At 68.0% G+C, this 16870-nt stretch carries 17 protein-coding genes; 8 read left to right on the top strand and 9 right to left on the bottom strand.

The genetic code is table 11. The features are described from left to right. Nucleotides 1–345, bottom strand: a complete 345-nt coding sequence (locus IPG50_09040; GenBank protein ID MBK6692335.1) for a DUF2505 family protein — start codon at nt 343–345, stop codon at nt 1–3. A 251-nt stretch (nt 346–596) separates the two neighbouring features. Between IPG50_09040 and IPG50_09035 the strand changes: the two genes are divergently transcribed. After that, nucleotides 597–1244, top strand: coding sequence for a hypothetical protein (locus IPG50_09035; GenBank protein MBK6692334.1), 648 nt, complete (start codon nt 597–599; stop codon nt 1242–1244). Nucleotides 1245–1420: 176 nt separating this feature from the next. Here the strand turns inward: IPG50_09035 and IPG50_09030 are convergent, their stop codons facing one another. From IPG50_09030 to IPG50_09015, 4 genes are all read right to left on the bottom strand, one after another. Beyond that, nucleotides 1421–1702: a hypothetical protein gene (locus tag IPG50_09030; GenBank protein ID MBK6692333.1), complete on the bottom strand. Its 282-nt coding sequence runs from the start codon at nt 1700–1702 to the stop codon at nt 1421–1423. A gap of 144 nt (nt 1703–1846) precedes the next feature. Further along, nucleotides 1847–2218 (bottom strand): hypothetical protein, encoded by a 372-nt coding sequence (locus IPG50_09025; GenBank protein MBK6692332.1) that lies wholly within the window; start codon nt 2216–2218, stop codon nt 1847–1849. Between the two features lie 65 nt (nt 2219–2283). Next, entirely contained in the window at nt 2284–2829 is a 546-nt protein-coding gene (locus IPG50_09020) for an arginine decarboxylase, pyruvoyl-dependent (GenBank protein ID MBK6692331.1), read from the bottom strand. Nucleotides 2830–2927: 98 nt separating this feature from the next. Continuing rightward, nucleotides 2928–3362 carry a hypothetical protein gene (locus IPG50_09015; protein ID MBK6692330.1) on the bottom strand — a complete coding sequence of 145 codons (435 nt, stop codon included), beginning with the start codon at nt 3360–3362 and terminating at the stop codon, nt 2928–2930. A gap of 189 nt (nt 3363–3551) precedes the next feature. On the opposite strand from IPG50_09015, the gene IPG50_09010 reads away from it, so the two are divergent. The 3 genes from IPG50_09010 (at nt 3552) to IPG50_09000 (ending at nt 8074) form a co-directional block, all read left to right on the top strand. Next, the gene (locus IPG50_09010; protein MBK6692329.1) at nt 3552–5567 is read left to right on the top strand and encodes a protein kinase; all 2016 of its coding nucleotides are present in this window, start codon (nt 3552–3554) and stop codon (nt 5565–5567) included. Between the two features lie 89 nt (nt 5568–5656). Then, on the top strand, nt 5657–7105 hold the full coding sequence (locus IPG50_09005) for a glutamate--tRNA ligase (protein ID MBK6692328.1): 1449 nt from the start codon (nt 5657–5659) through the stop codon (nt 7103–7105). Nucleotides 7106–7141: 36 nt separating this feature from the next. After that, complete coding sequence (locus IPG50_09000) at nt 7142–8074, top strand: CPBP family intramembrane metalloprotease (protein ID MBK6692327.1); 933 nt, start codon at nt 7142–7144, stop codon at nt 8072–8074. Nucleotides 8075–8105: 31 nt separating this feature from the next. On the opposite strand, the gene IPG50_08995 is transcribed toward IPG50_09000, so the two are convergent. Next, nucleotides 8106–8642, bottom strand: coding sequence for a hypothetical protein (locus IPG50_08995; protein ID MBK6692326.1), 537 nt, complete (start codon nt 8640–8642; stop codon nt 8106–8108). Nucleotides 8643–8784: 142 nt separating this feature from the next. On the opposite strand from IPG50_08995, the gene IPG50_08990 reads away from it, so the two are divergent. Together IPG50_08990 and IPG50_08985 are read left to right on the top strand one after the other, a co-directional pair. Next, nucleotides 8785–9414, top strand: coding sequence for a lytic transglycosylase domain-containing protein (locus tag IPG50_08990; GenBank protein MBK6692325.1), 630 nt, complete (start codon nt 8785–8787; stop codon nt 9412–9414). 98 nt (nt 9415–9512) lie between these two features. Further along, nucleotides 9513–9935, top strand: a complete 423-nt coding sequence (locus IPG50_08985; protein MBK6692324.1) for a MarR family transcriptional regulator — start codon at nt 9513–9515, stop codon at nt 9933–9935. A 36-nt stretch (nt 9936–9971) separates the two neighbouring features. Here IPG50_08985 and IPG50_08980 read toward each other — a convergent pair whose 3' ends face one another. Both IPG50_08980 and IPG50_08975 read right to left on the bottom strand, forming a co-directional pair. Continuing rightward, complete coding sequence (locus IPG50_08980) at nt 9972–10952, bottom strand: hypothetical protein (GenBank protein ID MBK6692323.1); 981 nt, start codon at nt 10950–10952, stop codon at nt 9972–9974. Next, nucleotides 10949–12901: a VWA domain-containing protein gene (locus IPG50_08975; GenBank protein ID MBK6692322.1), complete on the bottom strand. Its 1953-nt coding sequence runs from the start codon at nt 12899–12901 to the stop codon at nt 10949–10951. The genes IPG50_08980 and IPG50_08975 overlap by 4 nt, the downstream gene beginning before the upstream one ends. A 160-nt stretch (nt 12902–13061) precedes the next feature. Between IPG50_08975 and IPG50_08970 the strand changes: the two genes are divergently transcribed. Continuing rightward, on the top strand, nt 13062–13952 hold the full coding sequence (locus IPG50_08970) for an SUMF1/EgtB/PvdO family nonheme iron enzyme (GenBank protein ID MBK6692321.1): 891 nt from the start codon (nt 13062–13064) through the stop codon (nt 13950–13952). A gap of 38 nt (nt 13953–13990) precedes the next feature. Next, on the top strand, nt 13991–15301 hold the full coding sequence (locus tag IPG50_08965; GenBank protein MBK6692320.1) for a hypothetical protein: 1311 nt from the start codon (nt 13991–13993) through the stop codon (nt 15299–15301). 29 nt (nt 15302–15330) lie between these two features. Here the strand turns inward: IPG50_08965 and IPG50_08960 are convergent, their stop codons facing one another. After that, on the bottom strand, nt 15331–16761 hold the full coding sequence (locus IPG50_08960; protein MBK6692319.1) for a hypothetical protein: 1431 nt from the start codon (nt 16759–16761) through the stop codon (nt 15331–15333). Nucleotides 16762–16870 lie beyond the last annotated feature (109 nt).

Genomic DNA, 16870 nt, shown 5'->3' with positions numbered 1-16870 from the left:
TCAGGCGAGACCTTTGTCCTTGAGGTACTTGCCAATGAACTTGGCGGTCTCGTCGTAGGACTTGCGAAGGTCTGAGAGGATCTTCTCCTCGAGGAGACCGCCGACCATGAAGATCTTCACGTCGACCTCGACCTTCGCGGAGCGCGCGCATCGCTTGTCGCCGAGCTTCTCGGTCCACAGCTCGCCGACGGTCTTCGCTTTGTCGGCCGCCGTGCTCGGCTTCACCGAAAAGGTGTAGCGGTTGGTCTTGCGGTCAAAGCGGCCCTCCTCGACGTAGCTGAACTTGTCGCCCACCAGTTTGGCCACCGGGCCCGGCAGACCCACGAGCGGCGGGTCGATCTGCACGCGCCTCGTGAGGATGCCGCCCTCATCCTTTGTTCGAGCACCTTCCAGCCGGGGAAGCGCAGGACGTCGAGGTACAGCGCTCGACAAAACTCTTCAGAGAACGTGCATGTGTCCCAGAAGGTGGCCTCGTCGCAGTCAAACTCGTTTCGGCAGGTGAATTGAGACGCCATGATTTCGCGACGTTACCACGGCTCTCGCGCGCTCGGTCGGCCGTGGAATGCCCCCGCCTTTTCGCGCGTCTAACCCCGGCGATGTCGCCTTGGCTCTTGGCCGCGCTGACCCTGTGCCCCGCGATCGTGGCGGGCGCCTTGGGTGTGCCGGCGCTCTTCCTCGTAAGCGCCCTTGCGCTCCTTGTCGCGCCCGTGATCGCGTATCGCCGTGCGCTCAAGCGGCACGCCGCGCGTTGGGCGACGCCGTTGCCGCCCGTCTGTCCTTCGCCAGGCTACCGAGACCAGCCACTTGTTCCCGGCTACGTCTACGAGATTCCCGCCCACGTTCGCGGGGCGGCGGCTGGCGCGTTCATGTTCGGCACGCTCTTCGTCCCGGCCTTCGCCGCGTTTCTAAGCGGCGTCGCGCTCTACGGGCTCGGCGTGCTCCTCCTTCCGGTCGTGTACGCGTCGTACCGCGTCTGGTGTGCGGGCAACGCGATCTTGGTCTCCTCGGAGGAGTCCCTGGACGACGTCGAGGGCGCCGGGCTCGCGGCCTTTTGGGCGTACCTGGTCGTCGCAGCGCTCGCCGGTTGCCTCGGCTTGATCTGCCTCGTCGCCGAACCTGCGATGACACTCTTTGTGCTGCCCCCGCTTGTCATCGCCGCCGGCGCCGCGTTGCAGGGGAGGAGGCTTGTGCAGTTTGCACGCATGAGCGCGGCAGCGCTGCCATTGGCAAGCGCGCCAAGCTAAGGTCGATAGACGTTCGAGGCCCGCGTGTAGCTGTGCCCCGTTGCGGGCCACCGCCAACGACCTAAAATTCGGCGACGTTGCTGGCGGGGCCCACCGGAGCACCGCAAACGGGCTCCCGCACCTCGTCGCAGCTTGCCAGCGTGCTGCATGCCACCAGCCAAGGGCCGACGGCAGCTCTACGCGATGTTCGCGGACGGGACGGTCGTGCGCAGGCGCGTTTCACTGCTCATCGCTCCCTTTGCGACGAGCAACCCCTCAAGCTCGTCGGCCAAGCTTGACGCCAGCGCGAGGGCCATGCGGAGAGCACGAGCTTCCGTGGGCGTCGCCGAGGCGAGCGTCGCGCCGATGGCGCGCTCCGCATCGTGGACCTTGGACAGCGCGACCTCGAGCGACGCGTCCCGGTCAAGCGTAGGAAACACGCCTCGGACCACCGGACCTTCGATCTTCGTGACAACCATCTTCCCGCCCTCTTCCACGCCCATCCAATGGCAGACGTGGCTGCTTGGCGCAAGGTCGCCCCTGGGAAAACGTGTAACGATTCGATGAAGACGCGGCGCGTCACGCGCCTAACGTTCGCAGGATTGACGCAAGCGGTGCCGGCGTCAGCGCGCCAGACGGCGCTCGGCGCCCGCAAGCGGCGAATCGGGGGACGCTGCCGCGCCGCGGCGACGGCGCAGGGGCCGGCCCAGCGCGTCGGCGATTTGGCGCCGTACGTCGTGGCACGCGCGCTCGAGGGCGTCGGCGAGAATCGGCTCCTCGGCCAGCGCGTCGAAGCGCCGGCCGTCTTTGAGTACGACCACGACGCTTGTTGGACGCAGGCTCGCAGGGGCCGCGCGGGGGCCGCTTGGTACGCGAATGAAAACGGCGCGGACCGCGTCGCTGAGCCAAACAAGAGCCTCCGTCGCCACCGTTGTGACGAGCCGGTGCCGTGCCGGTGTGAGGGCGCCCGTGAAGGATTGGACTTCGATGAGCATGGCCGCCTCCGGATATCGTGACCCAGCGTGGTGGGCCAAGTTCGGCGCGGCTTCGACTCAGGAGGTCAGAAGATGAAGACGCCCATGGCCACAACCGTGGACCAAATGCCGCGGGGATCGCCTTCGGCGCTTTGCACCACGTTGCGGGTCTTCAGGAAGGTCTTCTCCATCTTGAAGACCTGTTCGCGGTCGTTCCACGCCTTGTCCGGATCGAACTCAATGCCGAGCGTCGTGGCGAGCATCGTTGCGGCGAGGTCTTCGGCGTATTCGCCGGCCTTCTTCGCCGTCTCTCCATAGCTGTGGTGCTCCGACAGGTATCCGTACTTCGAGGCGTCGGCGGGGCGCGCCAAACCGATCGAGGCCGCGATGAGGCGGTTCGGCTCGTTCGTGTCTTGCCGTGCCATCACGCAGTGGACGATCTGCCCCGGCTTGATGAGGCGCACGCCCTCCTTGCGGCTGATCTCCTTGCAGTGAGGCGGAAAGATCGAGCTGACGGTGACGAGGTTGGCGATTTCCACGTCGGCGTCGCGGAGCGCGAGCTCGAACGACGACAGCCGGTCTTTGTGCACGCCGACGCCGCTCGTAAAGAAGATGGCCTTCGGCACGAACAAGTCGTGCATGTGGGGGAAGCCAGTGTCAGCGACAGGGACCGGAGCAATGGGGCGCTTGGCCATGAGCTTTTCTCTCCGCGTTCAGGGGCGAAATCGCGTCACTTCTTTTTCGGGGCAGCTTTCTTCTCGGCCGCCGGCTTGGCCGCGGCCTTCTTGGCGGGCGCCTTCTTCGGGGCCGACGCTGAGTCCTTCTTGGCGGCTGCCGGCGCCGTGCGCTTGGAGACCGAGCGGTACATGTCCCAGAGGCGCGGCACCGGGTAGGCGGCGACGCGTGTGCGGTACCCGGCGTCCTTGGTGCGCTTCTCAAGCTCGATGATCGCGTCGATGAGCTTGTCGCGGGTGCCGAACTTCTCCTTCACCGTCGAGAAGATGGCGTGCAACCGCAAGAGCTGGGCATTGGAGACGTGCGCGAGCCCCTTGGCCTTGTTGGTGCGGTTGACCCAAAGTTCGTCGGTCGTGAACTTCTCGACGGCGGCGACGAGCTTGGCCTTGTCACCAAACTTTTCTTTGACGGTAGCGAGGGGGCTCTTCATGGCGAGACCTTTCGAGGGGCCGCAAGATGACTTGCGGGGCAATTGAGGGGGCGAACGGATATCAGCGCCGGCTCCCCGTCGCAAGGGTTTGAGAGCCCGTCGGCCGACGGTTTCGGCACCTTGTCGTCGGGACGCATGCGTCGAGGCATGGGCCTGCCCGCCAACGGCGACGTGGGATAGGGTTCAGTGATGGCCGGTCCCGCGCCGAACGTTGGCGACCTCATCGGCGGCAAGTACCGCATCGAACGCCGCCTCGGCGAAGGCGGGATGGCCATCGTCTACGCGGCCACGCACCTGGCGCTCGGTCGCCAGGTGGCGCTCAAGTTCGTGCGGCCCTGGGCGCTCGGCGAACGCGAAGCGCGAGAGCGCTTCAAGCGCGAAGCCCAGGCGATGTTTTCGCTCCGCAGCGAGTATGCCGTTCGCATGCTGGACTTGGGCGAGCTGCCCGACGGCGATCTCTTCCTGGTCATGGAGATGCTTGAGGGAAAGACCCTCGCGGATCTCATCGCGGAGCGCGGCTTCGTCTCCGAGCGCGAGGCCGCCACCTACGTGGGGCAAGCGTGCGAGGCCTTGGCGGAGGCTCACGCCCTTGGGATCGTGCATCGCGACCTCAAGCCCGCCAACCTCTTTCTCACGACCAACGCGGCGGGGACGCCATGCGTGAAGGTCCTCGATTTTGGTCTCGCGAAACTCGAGAGCTCGCTTGGGCCCGGGTCGATGGCGCCACTCACGAACGTGGCCACGACGCTCGGTACCCCCAAGTACATGGCGCCCGAGCAGTGGGAGCGCGCCGCGAAGGTCGACGGTCGCGCCGACATCTTCTCGCTCGGAGTTATCCTCTTCCAGTTGCTGACGGGCAAGGTGCCCCACGAGGATCTGCACCTCGACGATCGTGTTCGCATGATCCTCGCCGGCGCCGTGCCCTCGCCCAAGTCGCTCAGGCCGGAGGTGAGCGACGCGATGGCGCGCACCGTCATGCGCTGCCTGAGACCCCTGCCGGACGAGCGCTTTCCTTCCGCTCAAGATTTGGCCGGCGCGCTTTCGCACGTGCTCCAGCCGGTGCCATCGGCTGCGGCCCGCGCGGCTCTCAACGCCACGGGCATCACGGCCGTCGTGCCCGACGCGGTCCGGCAGGCGGTCTTGCGCCGCGAAGCCGACGTGAAGCAGGGCCTTGCCTCCAACGCGGCCGTGAGCGTTTCGCCGGCGCAGCTCGCTGCCTTGCAAGGCGTCGCGTCGTCACCGCCGCAGACCTCGCCGATGCCTGGCGCTCCGATGCCGCCGTCGGGGGCGAGGGACTTCGCCCAAACGAAGACGCTGGTGACAGGCCCCGATCACCGCCTGACCGCCCCGTCGCCCGTTGTGCCCTTTGGCTCGCCGACGTTGCGTGACGATCACCCGAGGTTCGACGAAGCCGCGGAAGCCGTGCGGACCGAGAAGATGAGCCAGGATGCGCAGCGGATGGCCTTCTCCGACCTTCCGCGCGATCCGCACGCCCAGACGCTCCTTTCGGGGCCGCCACCCGAGCTCGCGGCGTTGATTGCGCAGACCCAACGCGCCGACGCCCAAGCGATGCAGCCCACGGGCCACCGGAGCACGCCGCCTGCCGTCGCGCCGATGCACTCCCCCAGCGTGCATCGCGAGCCGCAGCCCGGGTCCGGCATGCATGCGCGCCCTACGACGAGCGGTGCGCCCCCGAGCGGGTTGCACGGAGGGCTCCCCCCATACGCGTCCGCCCCGCCAGGTCCGTCGTTTCCCGTCTCAGGTCCCGCGTCTCACGTCGGCCGTAAGCCGACCAACGCGGGCCTCCTCGTCGGCGTCGTTTTCGTGTTCTTGGCGGGCCTCGGCAGCGTCGCGGCGGTCGCGTTCATTTGGCTCCGACCCGGCGCTTCCGCCGACACCGTGGCGCCGGCCGCGGCCGCGGCCTCCGTGGACGCGGCAACGCTCGCGCCCGCCGTCGAATCGCCATCGCCGTCGCCATCGATGGCAACCGCTACCGTCGCTACCGGCGCCGCTCCGCCGATCGTTGCCGCGCGGGCCGCGCCCAAGAAGAAGGCCCCGGTCGCCGCGGCGGTGCCGTCTACCGTGGTGGCCGCGCCCGCGGCCTCCCCTCTGCAGGTAGCGCTGGCGCCATCGGTCAGCGCGCCGAAGCCGTTGGGCGGCGCGCCGAAGCCAACGCCCAGCGCGCCGAAGGTGGAGCTGAAGTAGCGGCGCCCGCGCCCGCGGCGTAAGAGCCGTTCACCCCGCCACGCGTTGCCCGTGCAATCGCGCGCCACCCCTGGTAAGCGTCGCGCGTCATGAGTCGACCGGTTCGTGTTCGTTTTGCGCCCTCGCCGACCGGGTACTTGCACATTGGAGGCGTGCGGACGGCGCTCTTCAATTGGCTCTGGGCTCGAAAGACGAAGGGCACCTTCGTCCTGCGCATCGAAGACACGGACCAAGAGCGCTCCACGCCCGAGAGCAAACAGATCATCCTGGACTCCATGTCGTGGCTCGGCCTCGACTGGGACGAGGGGCCGGGCGTCGGCGGCAACTTCGGGCCGTACGAGCAGATGGCGCGCCTTGCCATCTACAAAGAGTGGAGCGAGCGCCTGATCGCCGCCGGCAAGGCCTACCGCTGCACCTGCACGAAAGAGGACCTCGAGTCGCAGCGCGAAGCGCTGAAGCAGAAGGACCCGAAGGCGAAGTTCACGTATCCCGGGACCTGTCGCGACAAGAGGCTCGAGCCGGCGGGGCCCTACGTCGTCCGGTTCAAGACGCCACGTGACGGCAACGTGACCTACGTCGACAAGGTCTTCGGCGAAGTCACCACGCCGAACAGCGCGCAGCAAGACTTCGTGTTGCTCCGCTCCGATGGCGTGCCGCTCTACAACTTTGGCGCTGTCGTGGACGACATCACGATGGAAATCTCGCTCGTCGCTCGCGGCCGCGATCACATGGTCAACACGCCGCCGCAGATCATGCTCTATGAGGCGTTCGGGGCGCCACCGCCCGACTTCGCGCACCTCCCGATGATGCTCGCTCCGAGCGGAGAGAAGCTCTCCAAGCGTCACGGCGCCGTCAGCGTCACCGAATACCGGGACCAAGGCTACCACCCCAACGCGGTGCTCAACTACCTGGTCCGCTTTGGCTGGTCCCACGGCGATCAGGAGGTCTTCAGCAAGGACGAGCTCATCGCCGCCTTCAATTGGGAAGCCTGCGGCCGTGGCGACGGCAAGTTCGATACGAAGAAGTTTCTGGCCATCGAACACGAGCACATCAAGGCGCCGCAGCTCTGCTCCGATGACGACTACGTGACGCGCCTCTTGCCGATGATGACGAAGCGGGGGCTCTCAGGCCTCGACCCGGTCGCCATCAAGCGCGCCCTGCCGGCGATCCGCGAACGCGCGACGACGTTCATCGAGGCCGCCCACGCGCTCGACTACTTCTTTCGTGCCGAGCCGGAGATGGATCCGAAGGCCGTCGACAAGTTCCTCACGGCGGCGGCGGCGCCCCAGCTGGAGGCCCTGGCAGCGCTGCTTCGCACCGTTGACGACTTCTCGGAAGCCGAACTCGAAGCGCGCGTGCACGCGTGGCTCGCGGACAAGGGCCTCGAGATCAAGGTCGTCGCGCAGCCGGCGCGCGTCGCGCTCTCGGGCCGCTCGGCCACCCCAGGGCTCTACCAGGTCATGCACTTGCTCGGCAAAGAGACGACGATTGCGCGGCTCGAGCAGGGTGCTCGACTCGCCTTACGCCCCCGCACCTGAGACGCATCGAGGCTCCTCTTGCTCACGCTGCTCTCCATGTGGAAGCCCCGCGACGTGATCGCGCTCTCCGACAACCCGTCGGGGACAGAGCTCCTGACGGCCCTCGCGAAGCCGCTGTTCCCGGTGCCGGCGCTCTTGGTCGTTTGCCCACTGCTCTACTGGTTCTTCCGGCAAACGTGGCGGGAGCTCGACGAAGAAGCGCTGCGCCATCGCGCGGCGATCCTCGCGGAAGGACGCTACGACCTTCGGCCGCTCGTGGGCCTCGTCCTGTGCGCCTTCATCCTGACGATGCAGGAGTACTTTGGCGGGCGCCTGTTCTTCGACGCGACGGTGCGCCCGCTCCTCGTGAAGGGGGCGTGGGGCGCGAAGCTTGGGTTCTTGAGGTACGACGAGCTGTGGGGTTTCGGATGGTGGGCTGGCACGCGTGTCGGCGGCTATCTCTTTCCGCTGCTCGTGTGGAAGCTCGCGTTTCCCAGAGACTCGGTCCTGGATTTTGGCCTCCGGACCCGCGGATTCTTCAAGCACGTCTGGATCTACGTCCTCTTCCTCGGCGTGGTGCTCCCGGCCATGTGGATCGTGAGCCGCGAGCCAGACTTCGGCTCCTACTACCCGTTTTACAAGTTGAGCTCGCGCTCTTGGGCCGACTTCCTCATTTGGGAGGCGATGTACTTCTTCCAGTTCTTCGCCCTTGAGGTTTTCTTCCGCGGGTTCTGGCTCGGGATGCTGCGAAAGAGCTTCGGTTCCGGCGCCATCTTCGCCATGGCGGTGCCCTACTGCATGATCCACTACGGCAAGCCGTACCTCGAGACCATGGGCGCTATCGTCGCCGGTATCGCGCTCGGCTCGCTCAGCATGAAGACCAAGAGCATCTATCAGGGCTTCTTGGTCCACGTGACTGTGGCGGGCCTCATGGACTGGCTGGCGCTCAGTCATCGCCACGCGATGCCCACCGCCTTGTGGCCGCATTAGTCGCGCGGCACGTTCGCGCCGCGGTGTCGGGTCAGCCCTTCTTGATCTGCACGGCTCGGTCGTTGATGGCGGCGAGCATGTTGGAAAACGCGCGCGCGCGCACCGAGCTCTTGAGCGGCCCCGCGTAGAGCGTTGCCAGATGCGCCAGCGCAGCCGCGATCACGGGGGCCTCTTCCGCCTTCCACGCGTCAGTGCCGATGCGCCGCCACAAGAGGTTCTCCAGACCGCGGGGGCGCTTCAGCATGCCTCGAGCAGCTCGCTCCACGACGTCGGCCGACTTCGGCGCCAGCTTCATGGCTCGGAGGTAAAACTGCACCGCCCGTCCGCCGCCGCTGACCAGCTTCGCCGATGCGTCGGCGGCGGCGCAAAGGGCTTCCACGCGCTCGTCGTCGGTCTTCGCGTCGTCGATGCGCTTGACGGCTGCCTTGAGGGCGGCGCGAGCCTCGCGGCCGCCTTCGCCGTCGAGGACGGGCCGCAGGCGGTACAGGATGAAGACGAGAAACACAAATGCCGCCGCGATGAGCGGAAGCTCAAGGGCCACACCGCCACTTTGGGTCTCGAAGCTCATCGGGGCCCCTTTATAGCGCTGGGCGCCGCTGCAGTGTGACTTTCCCAGACGTCCCGCCCCCTCGGCGCGCGAACGCCGGATTGCGGCCGGAAGCCATGATGTGGACGCGGGGGGCCTTGTTCAGGCAGGATCCCAGGTGCTCATGAATGCGGCCCGCGCGCTCCTCTTCTCCTGCGCTTGCTTCGCCGCTTTTGCTGCGCCGCGCCCCGCCGCCGCGGACATCTACCAGTGGGTTGACGGTGACGGTGTCGTTCACTTCTCCAACCGTCCCGGTGGCGGTGGCAAGCTGTACCTGAAGAAGAACGGCGACGCGCCGGGGCGCGCCGTGCCTCCTCGCGAGCGCGACCCGTCGCGGTTCACGCGCTACGACGAGCACATTCGTCAGGCAGCGGCGCTCTACCAGATTCCCGTCGAGTTGGTCCGCGCCGTCATCAAGGTCGAGAGCGACTACGACCCGCGCGCGGTAAGCGTCTCGGGGGCACGTGGCTTGATGCAGCTCATGCCGCCGACGGCCGAGCGGCTGCAAGTACGAGATATCGACGATCCACGGGACAACATTTTCGGCGGCGTGCGTTATCTCCGTATCCTCGCCAACAACTTCAACGGTGATCTCGAGCTGACCGTTGCCGGCTACAACGCCGGCGAAGAGGCCGTGATGCGCTATGGCGGCATTCCGCCCTACCAGCAGACGCGCGACTACGTCGTGAAGGTGGTCGCCTACTATCGCCGCTACCGCACGACCGTCGACGTCGTCGAAGCGAGCATGCTGTGACCGACCGACGGACGCACGTCGCTAGCAAGGGAGACGATGTGAAGGACAAAGACGAGTCGCCGGTGAACGCCGGAAATCTCGGCCCGGTGCTCGATTTCATGCGCCTCGTGTGGGCCGTCGATCACGGGCTCGCGGCGCGCTCGAAGCTGATGGAGACGACGATGGGCGTCACCGGGCCGCAGCGGTTCGTGCTCCGGGTCGTCGGCAGATTCCCCAAGATCGCCGCCGGCGAGCTCGCGGAGATCTTGCACCTCCACCCGAGCACGCTCACCGGCATCTTGCGCCGCCTCGAATCGGCGGGGCTGGTGGTTCGCAAACACGATCCCATTGACCGTCGTCGCGCGCTCTTCATCTTGTCCCCGAAAGGCAAGCGCGTAGACGTGCCGAGCGCGGGCACCGTCGAAGACGCCGTCAAGCGCGCCCTCTCGGGCCTGAGGCCGCAAGAGGTCGCAGCGGCTCGCACCGCGCTCACCTCGCTCGCCGCGGAGCTCACCGATGCCCCGGCGGCCAAACGGCGCTGAGCGGTAGCCATCGGCGCGGAGGGCGCCAACGGTCCGCTACGCGCCCAAGACCTGCCTCGTCTCCGCCTCTGCGGCGCGACCGAGCTCCACTTCGTCGTCGAGGGCCGCGAGTTCTCGTGCGGCGTCGTCGGCCGAAGCGTCGGTCGTGCGGTGCAGCGCCAGCGCCTCCAGGGCGTCAACACACTCTTCGAGCTGCGCCGCGGCCCGCGCGCGCTCGCCTTCGAGCCGCTCGTATTCGGCGACAACGCGGCCCGAGGTCTCTCCAGAGCGTCGCTCGCTGAGCTTCGCGTCGATGTTCGCGAGCGATGCGCTGAGGCGGTTGACCACGCCGAGGAGCGCATCGATGCGGGCGAGGAGAGGCTCCGAGAGCGGCTGCCCCGCGAGCGAGCGTCGTGCGAGTCGCGCGGCCCTGCTCGCTCTCGCCGCCGGTTTGGCGGCCCGCGCCTTGCGGAGTGCGTGAACGCCACCAAGGGTGAACACGACTAGGACTCCTGCGCCGAAGACACCGAGCGTCGTCGTAAGCTCGTCAGAGAGGACCGGCTCCGCCGGCGGGCCAGCCGTTTCGCGACTCAAGTTTCCGCTCAGCGTGGCCTGAAACTCGGCAAGTGAAAGCAGGCGCTCGTGAGCCAACTCGGCGCTGCGTGGCACGATGCAAGGCGTGGTCAGTCCGAGACCTCGGCACATAGCCCCGTCGCCGCCGGTCGCTTCAAGCACGACGGCACCGCGCGCGCGCGACGCGATGCGGAGCCCGACGCCCTCGATGGCGATGAGTCCGCCAAGACTCTCGGCGCCCGCCTCGTAGCGAGCCACGGCGTCGTAGCTGATTCCGTCGAAGCTCGTTCGCAGCTCGCCGCGAAGCGTCACGGTCTGTCCCGGTGCCAGCGGCAGGGCTTCCGGCGTCGCCACGTCAAGCGTGGTCACCGTGATAGGGGCCGGCGAACGGCCTTCGGCTGCGCTGCTCCCCGAGAGGACCGCCGCGAACAAGACGTGCGAAAGCCAGCGTCGGCGGCCGTTCATCGCAGGTAGCCGTACCCGGAGCCTCGCAGGAGGATCGCCAAGGGCACCGGTTCGACGCTGTTCGTTTCGCCTGCGGTGATGCTCGCGAGCTTCGCAAGCCTCATCGCGTCGTCTGCGAGGCGCGGCTCGTTCAAGCTCGACTGCGCCCGCTTGAGCAGCTCCGCGCGCTCACGCAAGATGACGCTGGCCTCCTGCCGCCGACCACCCGTGGCGAGCTCCGAGGCCCGCAGGATGGCGTCGCCGGCCGAGAACGCCTGCATCGTGGCTACGACGCTGGCGTTGGTGGTCTTTGCGCTGTCGCCATCGCTGCCCGCGTAGTGGGTCCGCACCGTGATCTCCTCGGTGACGTTCTTCTTGCGGAGGAGGTCCTTGTACTTAATCTCCACGCTCGCGATGGCGCGCTCTCCAACGCCAGGCGGCAGCTTGAGCTCGAGCAGCATCGCGTGACGGTCGGCGCGCGCGAAGGCCGGCATGAAGAACCGCATGCCGCCTTGCGCGTCGTCCTTGCGGTCCTGGGCGATGCCGCTCTTCTTCGCGGCCAGCGCGTCCACCACGAGCTCCTGCGCGCGCACGTTCTGCGCCTCGTCGGCGCCGAGCTCACGGGAGCCGTAGATGCGCACCGGCGTGACGTCGGGCTTGAGGCGCACGCGGACCTCGACGGCCTGCGCCACCGGTTGGAGCCGCGCGTCGAGCTCCGTCGCGAGGGCCGCGCTGATCTGCGACGAGTCCTTCAGGTAGTAGTAACCCCCGGCACCTCGGTCGGCGACGTTGGCCATGAGCGCCGCGTCGAAGCTGTCGCCAACGCCGAAGGTGCTGGTCTGCACGCCATCGGCGAGCGCGCTGGCGCCGCGCGCCGCTAGCGACTGCGGGTTGGTGTCCCCCGCGTTCGCCATGCCATCAGAGAGGAGCATGACGATCTTGGTCGCGGTCTGCGTCGCCTCCGCCTTGCGCGCCTCCGAGTAACCGAGGTCGAGGCCCGACGAGATGTTCGTGCCCCCGTTGGCGGTGATGCCGTTGATGCGCGCTGTGATGAACCCTCGGCGTGGGCCGACGGTGCCGGCGGGCACCAGGACTGTGGCCGAATCGGAGAACGTCGTGATCGACACGACGTCGGTTGGCTCGAGGCGGTCGACGAGCTTTTGCGCCGCCTTCTTGGCGTTCTCGATGGGCACGCCGTCCATGGAGCCGCTCACGTCCAAGACGACGTGAACGGAGAGCGGTGATCGACCCGAGCTCTCTTCCGCGGAGCGCATCGCGACGCGCAAGTGCATGAAGCCGCCGCCCGGTGCGGCCGCGCTCCTCTCGGTCTCCACCTTGAAGGTCAGCGCCTGCCCTTTGGGCGTCTCCATGTTCGGCGCGTAGCGCGCCCCGAAGTCGCTCACGAGCTCGCGGTAGGCCGCGGGCAGCGAGCCGCGGGCGACGGCAGCGTCGAAGGCCGCGAGCATCGCTCCACCGGGACGGTAGGTCGTCGCGTAGCGGGCGTTCGGATCGAGACGCAGCCGCATCGGACCAACGCCAACGCCATCGCCTTCGGCGCGGCCGCGCGTGCCTCGGAGGAGCCCTCCCGCTTCGGGTGGCGGAGCCATCGGAGCCAACGACGCGGCCGGCGCCATCGCTGCGGTTGCCAGCGGACGCGGTGAGGATTCGCCCGGCGAGTCGAAGCGCCGCATCTTGGCGCCCGAGGGTCCGGCCCGGTGCTTTGCGGTCGCCGCCGGCGCCTCCTCGAGGGCCGCGAATGTCCCCTTCGCGTCCTGGGGTCGCGTGGGAGCTTCGGGGGCGCTCGTACTCGCGGCGCTCGCCTCGCGGTCCACGGCCGCTGGGGCCTTCGACGCCGAGTGGCAGCCCGTGGCCGCGACGAGGAAGGGGAGGCCGGAGAGCGCAAGCGCAGGCACAAAGCTCGAGTGACGCCGCGTTGACCCCAGGCCAACGGGCAATGACGGATTCCTCATGATTCCTCCAACGCGGCTTGGCGGCGATTCGCTTCGCCCAGGCCGAGCCTCACCGGGCGTCGCGCCGTGTTTTCCTAGGACGCACGAGGCGGGCGAAAGTTTTGACGCGACGCAATGGTCCCTAACGAACCCCTCGCACCCGAGCTACGCTCGTGGAGCTATGAAGCTCCGCCTCATCGTGCTCCTCCTCCTGTCGGCGTGTGGGACACCCACCGTCCACGCGGGAAGCGCCGATGGTGGGCCGCCGCCGGCGAGCTACGTCGCCGACATCGATGGCGGGAAGATCATCGCCGACGGCAAGGGCACGAGCACCGCGGGCGGCGAAGGCCCTGGCGTAGCCCCCGAGTGCACCGCGGTGGACCCGGCCAAGGTGGCGGTGAGCGACATGGCGCTCGTGCCCGCCGGGCCTTTCACCATGGGTTGCAATGAGAGCGTCGACCAAGAGTGCCGCGCAGACGAGCGTCCGTCGCACGAAGTGACGCTCAAGGCCTTCGAGATCGACAAGACCGAGGTGACGCGCGCGCAATATTACCTGTGCGTTGCCAGCGGGGCGTGCACGTTCCCGAAGTGCCCATGGGATCCGTGCGCCAAGCCGACGGTGCCCGTGAGCTGCCTCACGCGGAGCCAGGCACTGACGTATTGCGAGTTCGTCGGCAAGCGCCTGCCTTCGGAGGCCGAGTGGGAGAAGTCCGCGCGTGGTACCGACGGTCGGAAATACCCCTGGGGAAATGAAGCGCCCACGTGCGCGCTCGCGAACATCGCTGGGTGCGGGACCGATCTCGAGCCCGTCGGGATGCACCCCGGCAACGCGAGCCCTTACGGCGTCCTCGACCTCGCGGGCAACGTCGTGGAGTGGACGACGGATTTCTACGAGGCGGAGTACTACGCGACGTCGCCGGGAGTTGACCCGACGGGGCCCCAGAGCGCCTCGCACTACGTCGGTCGTGGAGGTGGCTACCTGAGCGAAGCCGTCTGGCACCGCACGGGCTCCCGAGACAGCTACATCGCGGGGTACACCCGGGTCTCCCTCGGCGTGCGCTGCGCGCGCTGAAGTTCACCTCTGGCACTCGTCCGTGCGAGCCTCACTCGGTGACCGGGCTCCGTCAGGCTCTTGTCGCTGCGCTCTTGTGCGGTTGTGCCGCGCCCGCGCAGCCGGCGCACGATCTCTCGCCGGCGGCGGCGCCGGTCGTGAGGGTGCCGCGCGTCGAGCGAACCGAGCCTGCCGTGGTCGACGCCGGCGCCAACGCCGCTGTCGCGCCTGTCCGCGCTCCGGCGCCGCAGGCGCTCTTCAATGGCGTTGCGCTCGCCCGCTTCTTCTCGTCGCTCGCTGCGCAGGAGGGCGGCACCGCCACCGACGACACGCGCATCCTCCAGCTCGGCGACTCGCACACCGCAGCCGACTGGTACACGGGCCGCGTTCGCTCGCTCCTGCAAGCACGCTTTCGCGATGGGGGCCGCGGCCTCGTGAGCGTGGGCAAACCCTGGAAGGGCTACCTCCAGGACGGCGTGAAGGTCGGCATGTCGCGCGAGTGGGCGCCCGTCCACGCGCGATTGGTTCACCAACGGCTCGTCGGTGACGGGCACTACGGCCTCAGTGGCGTCGCCGTGACGAGCGAGGGGCGCGGAACCGGAAGCGCGTGGGTCGACGCCGGCGAGAGCGATCACGTCGAGCTCGCGTTCCTCGGTCAGCCGCAAGGGGGGACGCTCGACGTCGTCGTCAATGGCAATGCCGTCGGCCGCGTCAAGGCGAAGAACGAGCGGATGACGACGCGCTTCTTCGGCTTCGAGCCGGGACCGGGCGCCCACGCCGTTGAGGTGAGAAGCCAGGGGAAGGCGCGCATCTTCGGCGCGGCCTTCGACAAGAAATCCAAGGGCCTCGTGCTCGACGCCGTGGGGCGCGATGGCGCCCGAGCCGCTGCGCTCCTCCAGCTCGACGAGGCGCATTTCTCCGCGCTCCTTCGCTGGCGCAACCCGGCACTCGTGATCCTCGCGTATGGCACCAACGAGTGCGGCGACAAGGACGTGTCCCAGGAGGCCTACGAGCGCACGCTCGTCGACGTTCTGGGCCGCGTCACGCGCGCCGTCCCTGGTGCCGCGTGCCTCTTGCTCGGCCCGCCGGACTACGTGCAACACGGTCCCGAAGGGCCTGTGCCGCACCCACGTCTCGCCGAGATCATCGCCGTTCAGCGCGCCGTTGCGGGAGCGGCGCGTTGCGCGTTCTACGATCAGCAGGCGGCCATGGGCGGGCCCGCGGCCATCGCCGCTTGGGCCGCCGAGGATCCGCCGCGCGCGCGCAAGGACGGCGTGCACCTGTCGCGCGAGGGTTACGGAGCGCTCGGTGCCCAATTCGTTGACGAGCTTGTTCGCGCCTACGGGGAGTACCGCATCACAGCACCGTAGCGCGCGGGCGTTGTCGCCCGTGCCACCAGCTACGGCGCCCGTCGCACCGCCTGCTCCGACGAGCTCGTGAGGTATCCGGCGAGCACGGCCCGGTAGAACAGCGTCGCCAACTGCTCGGCGCCAGCCGGCGTTGGGTGTGTCAGGTCCCAACTCGCGAGCTGCGGCTCCGCGCGGACCCACTTCGCGATGGCACCGGCGCCTCCCATGGCCTCGAAGGCGTTCCAAAACGCGACCCCCTCGGCCTTGGCGACCTCTTGTTGCATTTTCACGATGGCGGGGATGATCTTCCGCGTTCGAATCTCGCGGGTCTCGGTGCGCTCGGCCCGGTCGAGCGGCGACATCACGAGGACGCTGGCGCCTTTTGCCGCGCGTCGCACTTTGCCAATGAGCGCTGCGAGCTGCCTCTTGTAGAGTTCAGCGTTGAGCCCCGAGTCTTCGCTCTCGTTGGTGCCGTATTGGAGGATGATCAAGGCCGGCTGCCGGAGCTCGAGTTGGTCGGCCCAGTGGGGCTCGCTCATGGGCTCCCAGAGCTTTGCGCGGGCGCCGTTGGCTCCGAGGGCGTCGTAGACGACGCCGGGCGTGTCGCGCTCGAGGGCGACGCCGAAGAGCCGGACCTCGCCGCTGCCGCGTGTCTTGAGGACGAGCTGGGCGCCGCCATCGGGGACCTCGACAGCGTGGACCTTCGACTTCTTCTCGGGGCCCCGCGTGGAGAACGCGGAGTAGCGGCCTGCGACGCGCAGCTCGACGTCGCCGCCGTAGGGTTGCTCCAGGTAGTGGATCACAAAGCGCGAAACGTTTCGGCCAAACTCGCCCTTTTCCGCTGTGCCGAAGCCCGCCGAGGCCACTGCCGAAGTACGGAACGAAACGCCGCCGAGACCGTACATGCCGTCGCCCGAGAGGGGGCCCGTGATGCGGCTCATGGACCAGCCTTCCGAGGCCCAGTGGGTTACGTCGTTGTGGAAGTACCACTCCCACGGATTGGCCGTGAGGATGAAGCCGTGACCAGCGTCGCCGAAGCGTGCCTGAAACATGCGGCGAAGCGCGCCGGAAACAAAATCGGCCGTGATGATCGAGTCGCCGTAGTGGAGAATCCGAGTGATCGCGCCGGCGTCCTTGCGGTCAGTGCGGGCCAACGACGCGTAGAGCGGCGCCATGACGTGGGCGTCGTCTTCGATGCTCACCGAGCCCTCGCTCCGAGCGATCTCGTCGGCCGTTGGCAGGCGCGGCTTCTCGGCGAGCGCGTTGGTCACGCCACCGACGTTCTGCGTAGCCGGTAGCGCGTGCTCTCCTACCGTCGGCGCGTTGGTCGCCGCAACCGCGGCACGCTCTTGCTCGTCGGGCGGCGAGAGCACGCGGTAGCGGCTCAAGGCGGGGACCGCGTAGGGCAGCGCGAGCACCACGAGCGCCGTCGCCAGCGCGCGGGGGGTCTTGCCAAGAAGAGGATGGCTAGCGTCCACCAACCTCGACGCCATAGCGGAATTGCATCTTGAGCGCCAGGAAGGGCCCAAAATTGGCCAGGCCGCAGGAGCCGTTGCTTTATGGTGCTCGCGCGCGGCGTCCTCCGTCGCC

This window comes from Myxococcales bacterium, from assembly GCA_016703425.1.
GTDB lineage: Bacteria > Myxococcota_A > Polyangia > Polyangiales > Polyangiaceae > JADJCA01.
This window is presented reverse-complemented; position numbering and strand designations above follow the sequence as displayed.

Excerpts from the sequence above, each read along its gene's own strand:
- IPG50_09035 (MBK6692334.1), top strand. The coding sequence starts at position 597 with ATGTCGCCTTGGCTCTTGGCCGCGCTGACCCTGTGCCCCGCGATCGTG.
- IPG50_09030 (MBK6692333.1), bottom strand. The coding sequence starts at position 1,702 with ATGGTTGTCACGAAGATCGAAGGTCCGGTGGTCCGAGGCGTGTTTCCT.
- IPG50_09025 (MBK6692332.1), bottom strand. The coding sequence starts at position 2,218 with ATGCTCATCGAAGTCCAATCCTTCACGGGCGCCCTCACACCGGCACGG.
- IPG50_09015 (MBK6692330.1), bottom strand. The coding sequence starts at position 3,362 with ATGAAGAGCCCCCTCGCTACCGTCAAAGAAAAGTTTGGTGACAAGGCC.
- IPG50_09010 (MBK6692329.1), top strand. The coding sequence starts at position 3,552 with ATGGCCGGTCCCGCGCCGAACGTTGGCGACCTCATCGGCGGCAAGTAC.
- IPG50_09005 (MBK6692328.1), top strand. The coding sequence starts at position 5,657 with ATGAGTCGACCGGTTCGTGTTCGTTTTGCGCCCTCGCCGACCGGGTAC.
- IPG50_09000 (MBK6692327.1), top strand. The coding sequence starts at position 7,142 with ATGTGGAAGCCCCGCGACGTGATCGCGCTCTCCGACAACCCGTCGGGG.
- IPG50_08995 (MBK6692326.1), bottom strand. The coding sequence starts at position 8,642 with ATGAGCTTCGAGACCCAAAGTGGCGGTGTGGCCCTTGAGCTTCCGCTC.
- IPG50_08990 (MBK6692325.1), top strand. The coding sequence starts at position 8,785 with ATGAATGCGGCCCGCGCGCTCCTCTTCTCCTGCGCTTGCTTCGCCGCT.
- IPG50_08985 (MBK6692324.1), top strand. The coding sequence starts at position 9,513 with ATGCGCCTCGTGTGGGCCGTCGATCACGGGCTCGCGGCGCGCTCGAAG.
- IPG50_08980 (MBK6692323.1), bottom strand. The coding sequence starts at position 10,952 with ATGAACGGCCGCCGACGCTGGCTTTCGCACGTCTTGTTCGCGGCGGTC.
- IPG50_08975 (MBK6692322.1), bottom strand. The coding sequence starts at position 12,901 with ATGAGGAATCCGTCATTGCCCGTTGGCCTGGGGTCAACGCGGCGTCAC.
- IPG50_08970 (MBK6692321.1), top strand. The coding sequence starts at position 13,062 with ATGAAGCTCCGCCTCATCGTGCTCCTCCTCCTGTCGGCGTGTGGGACA.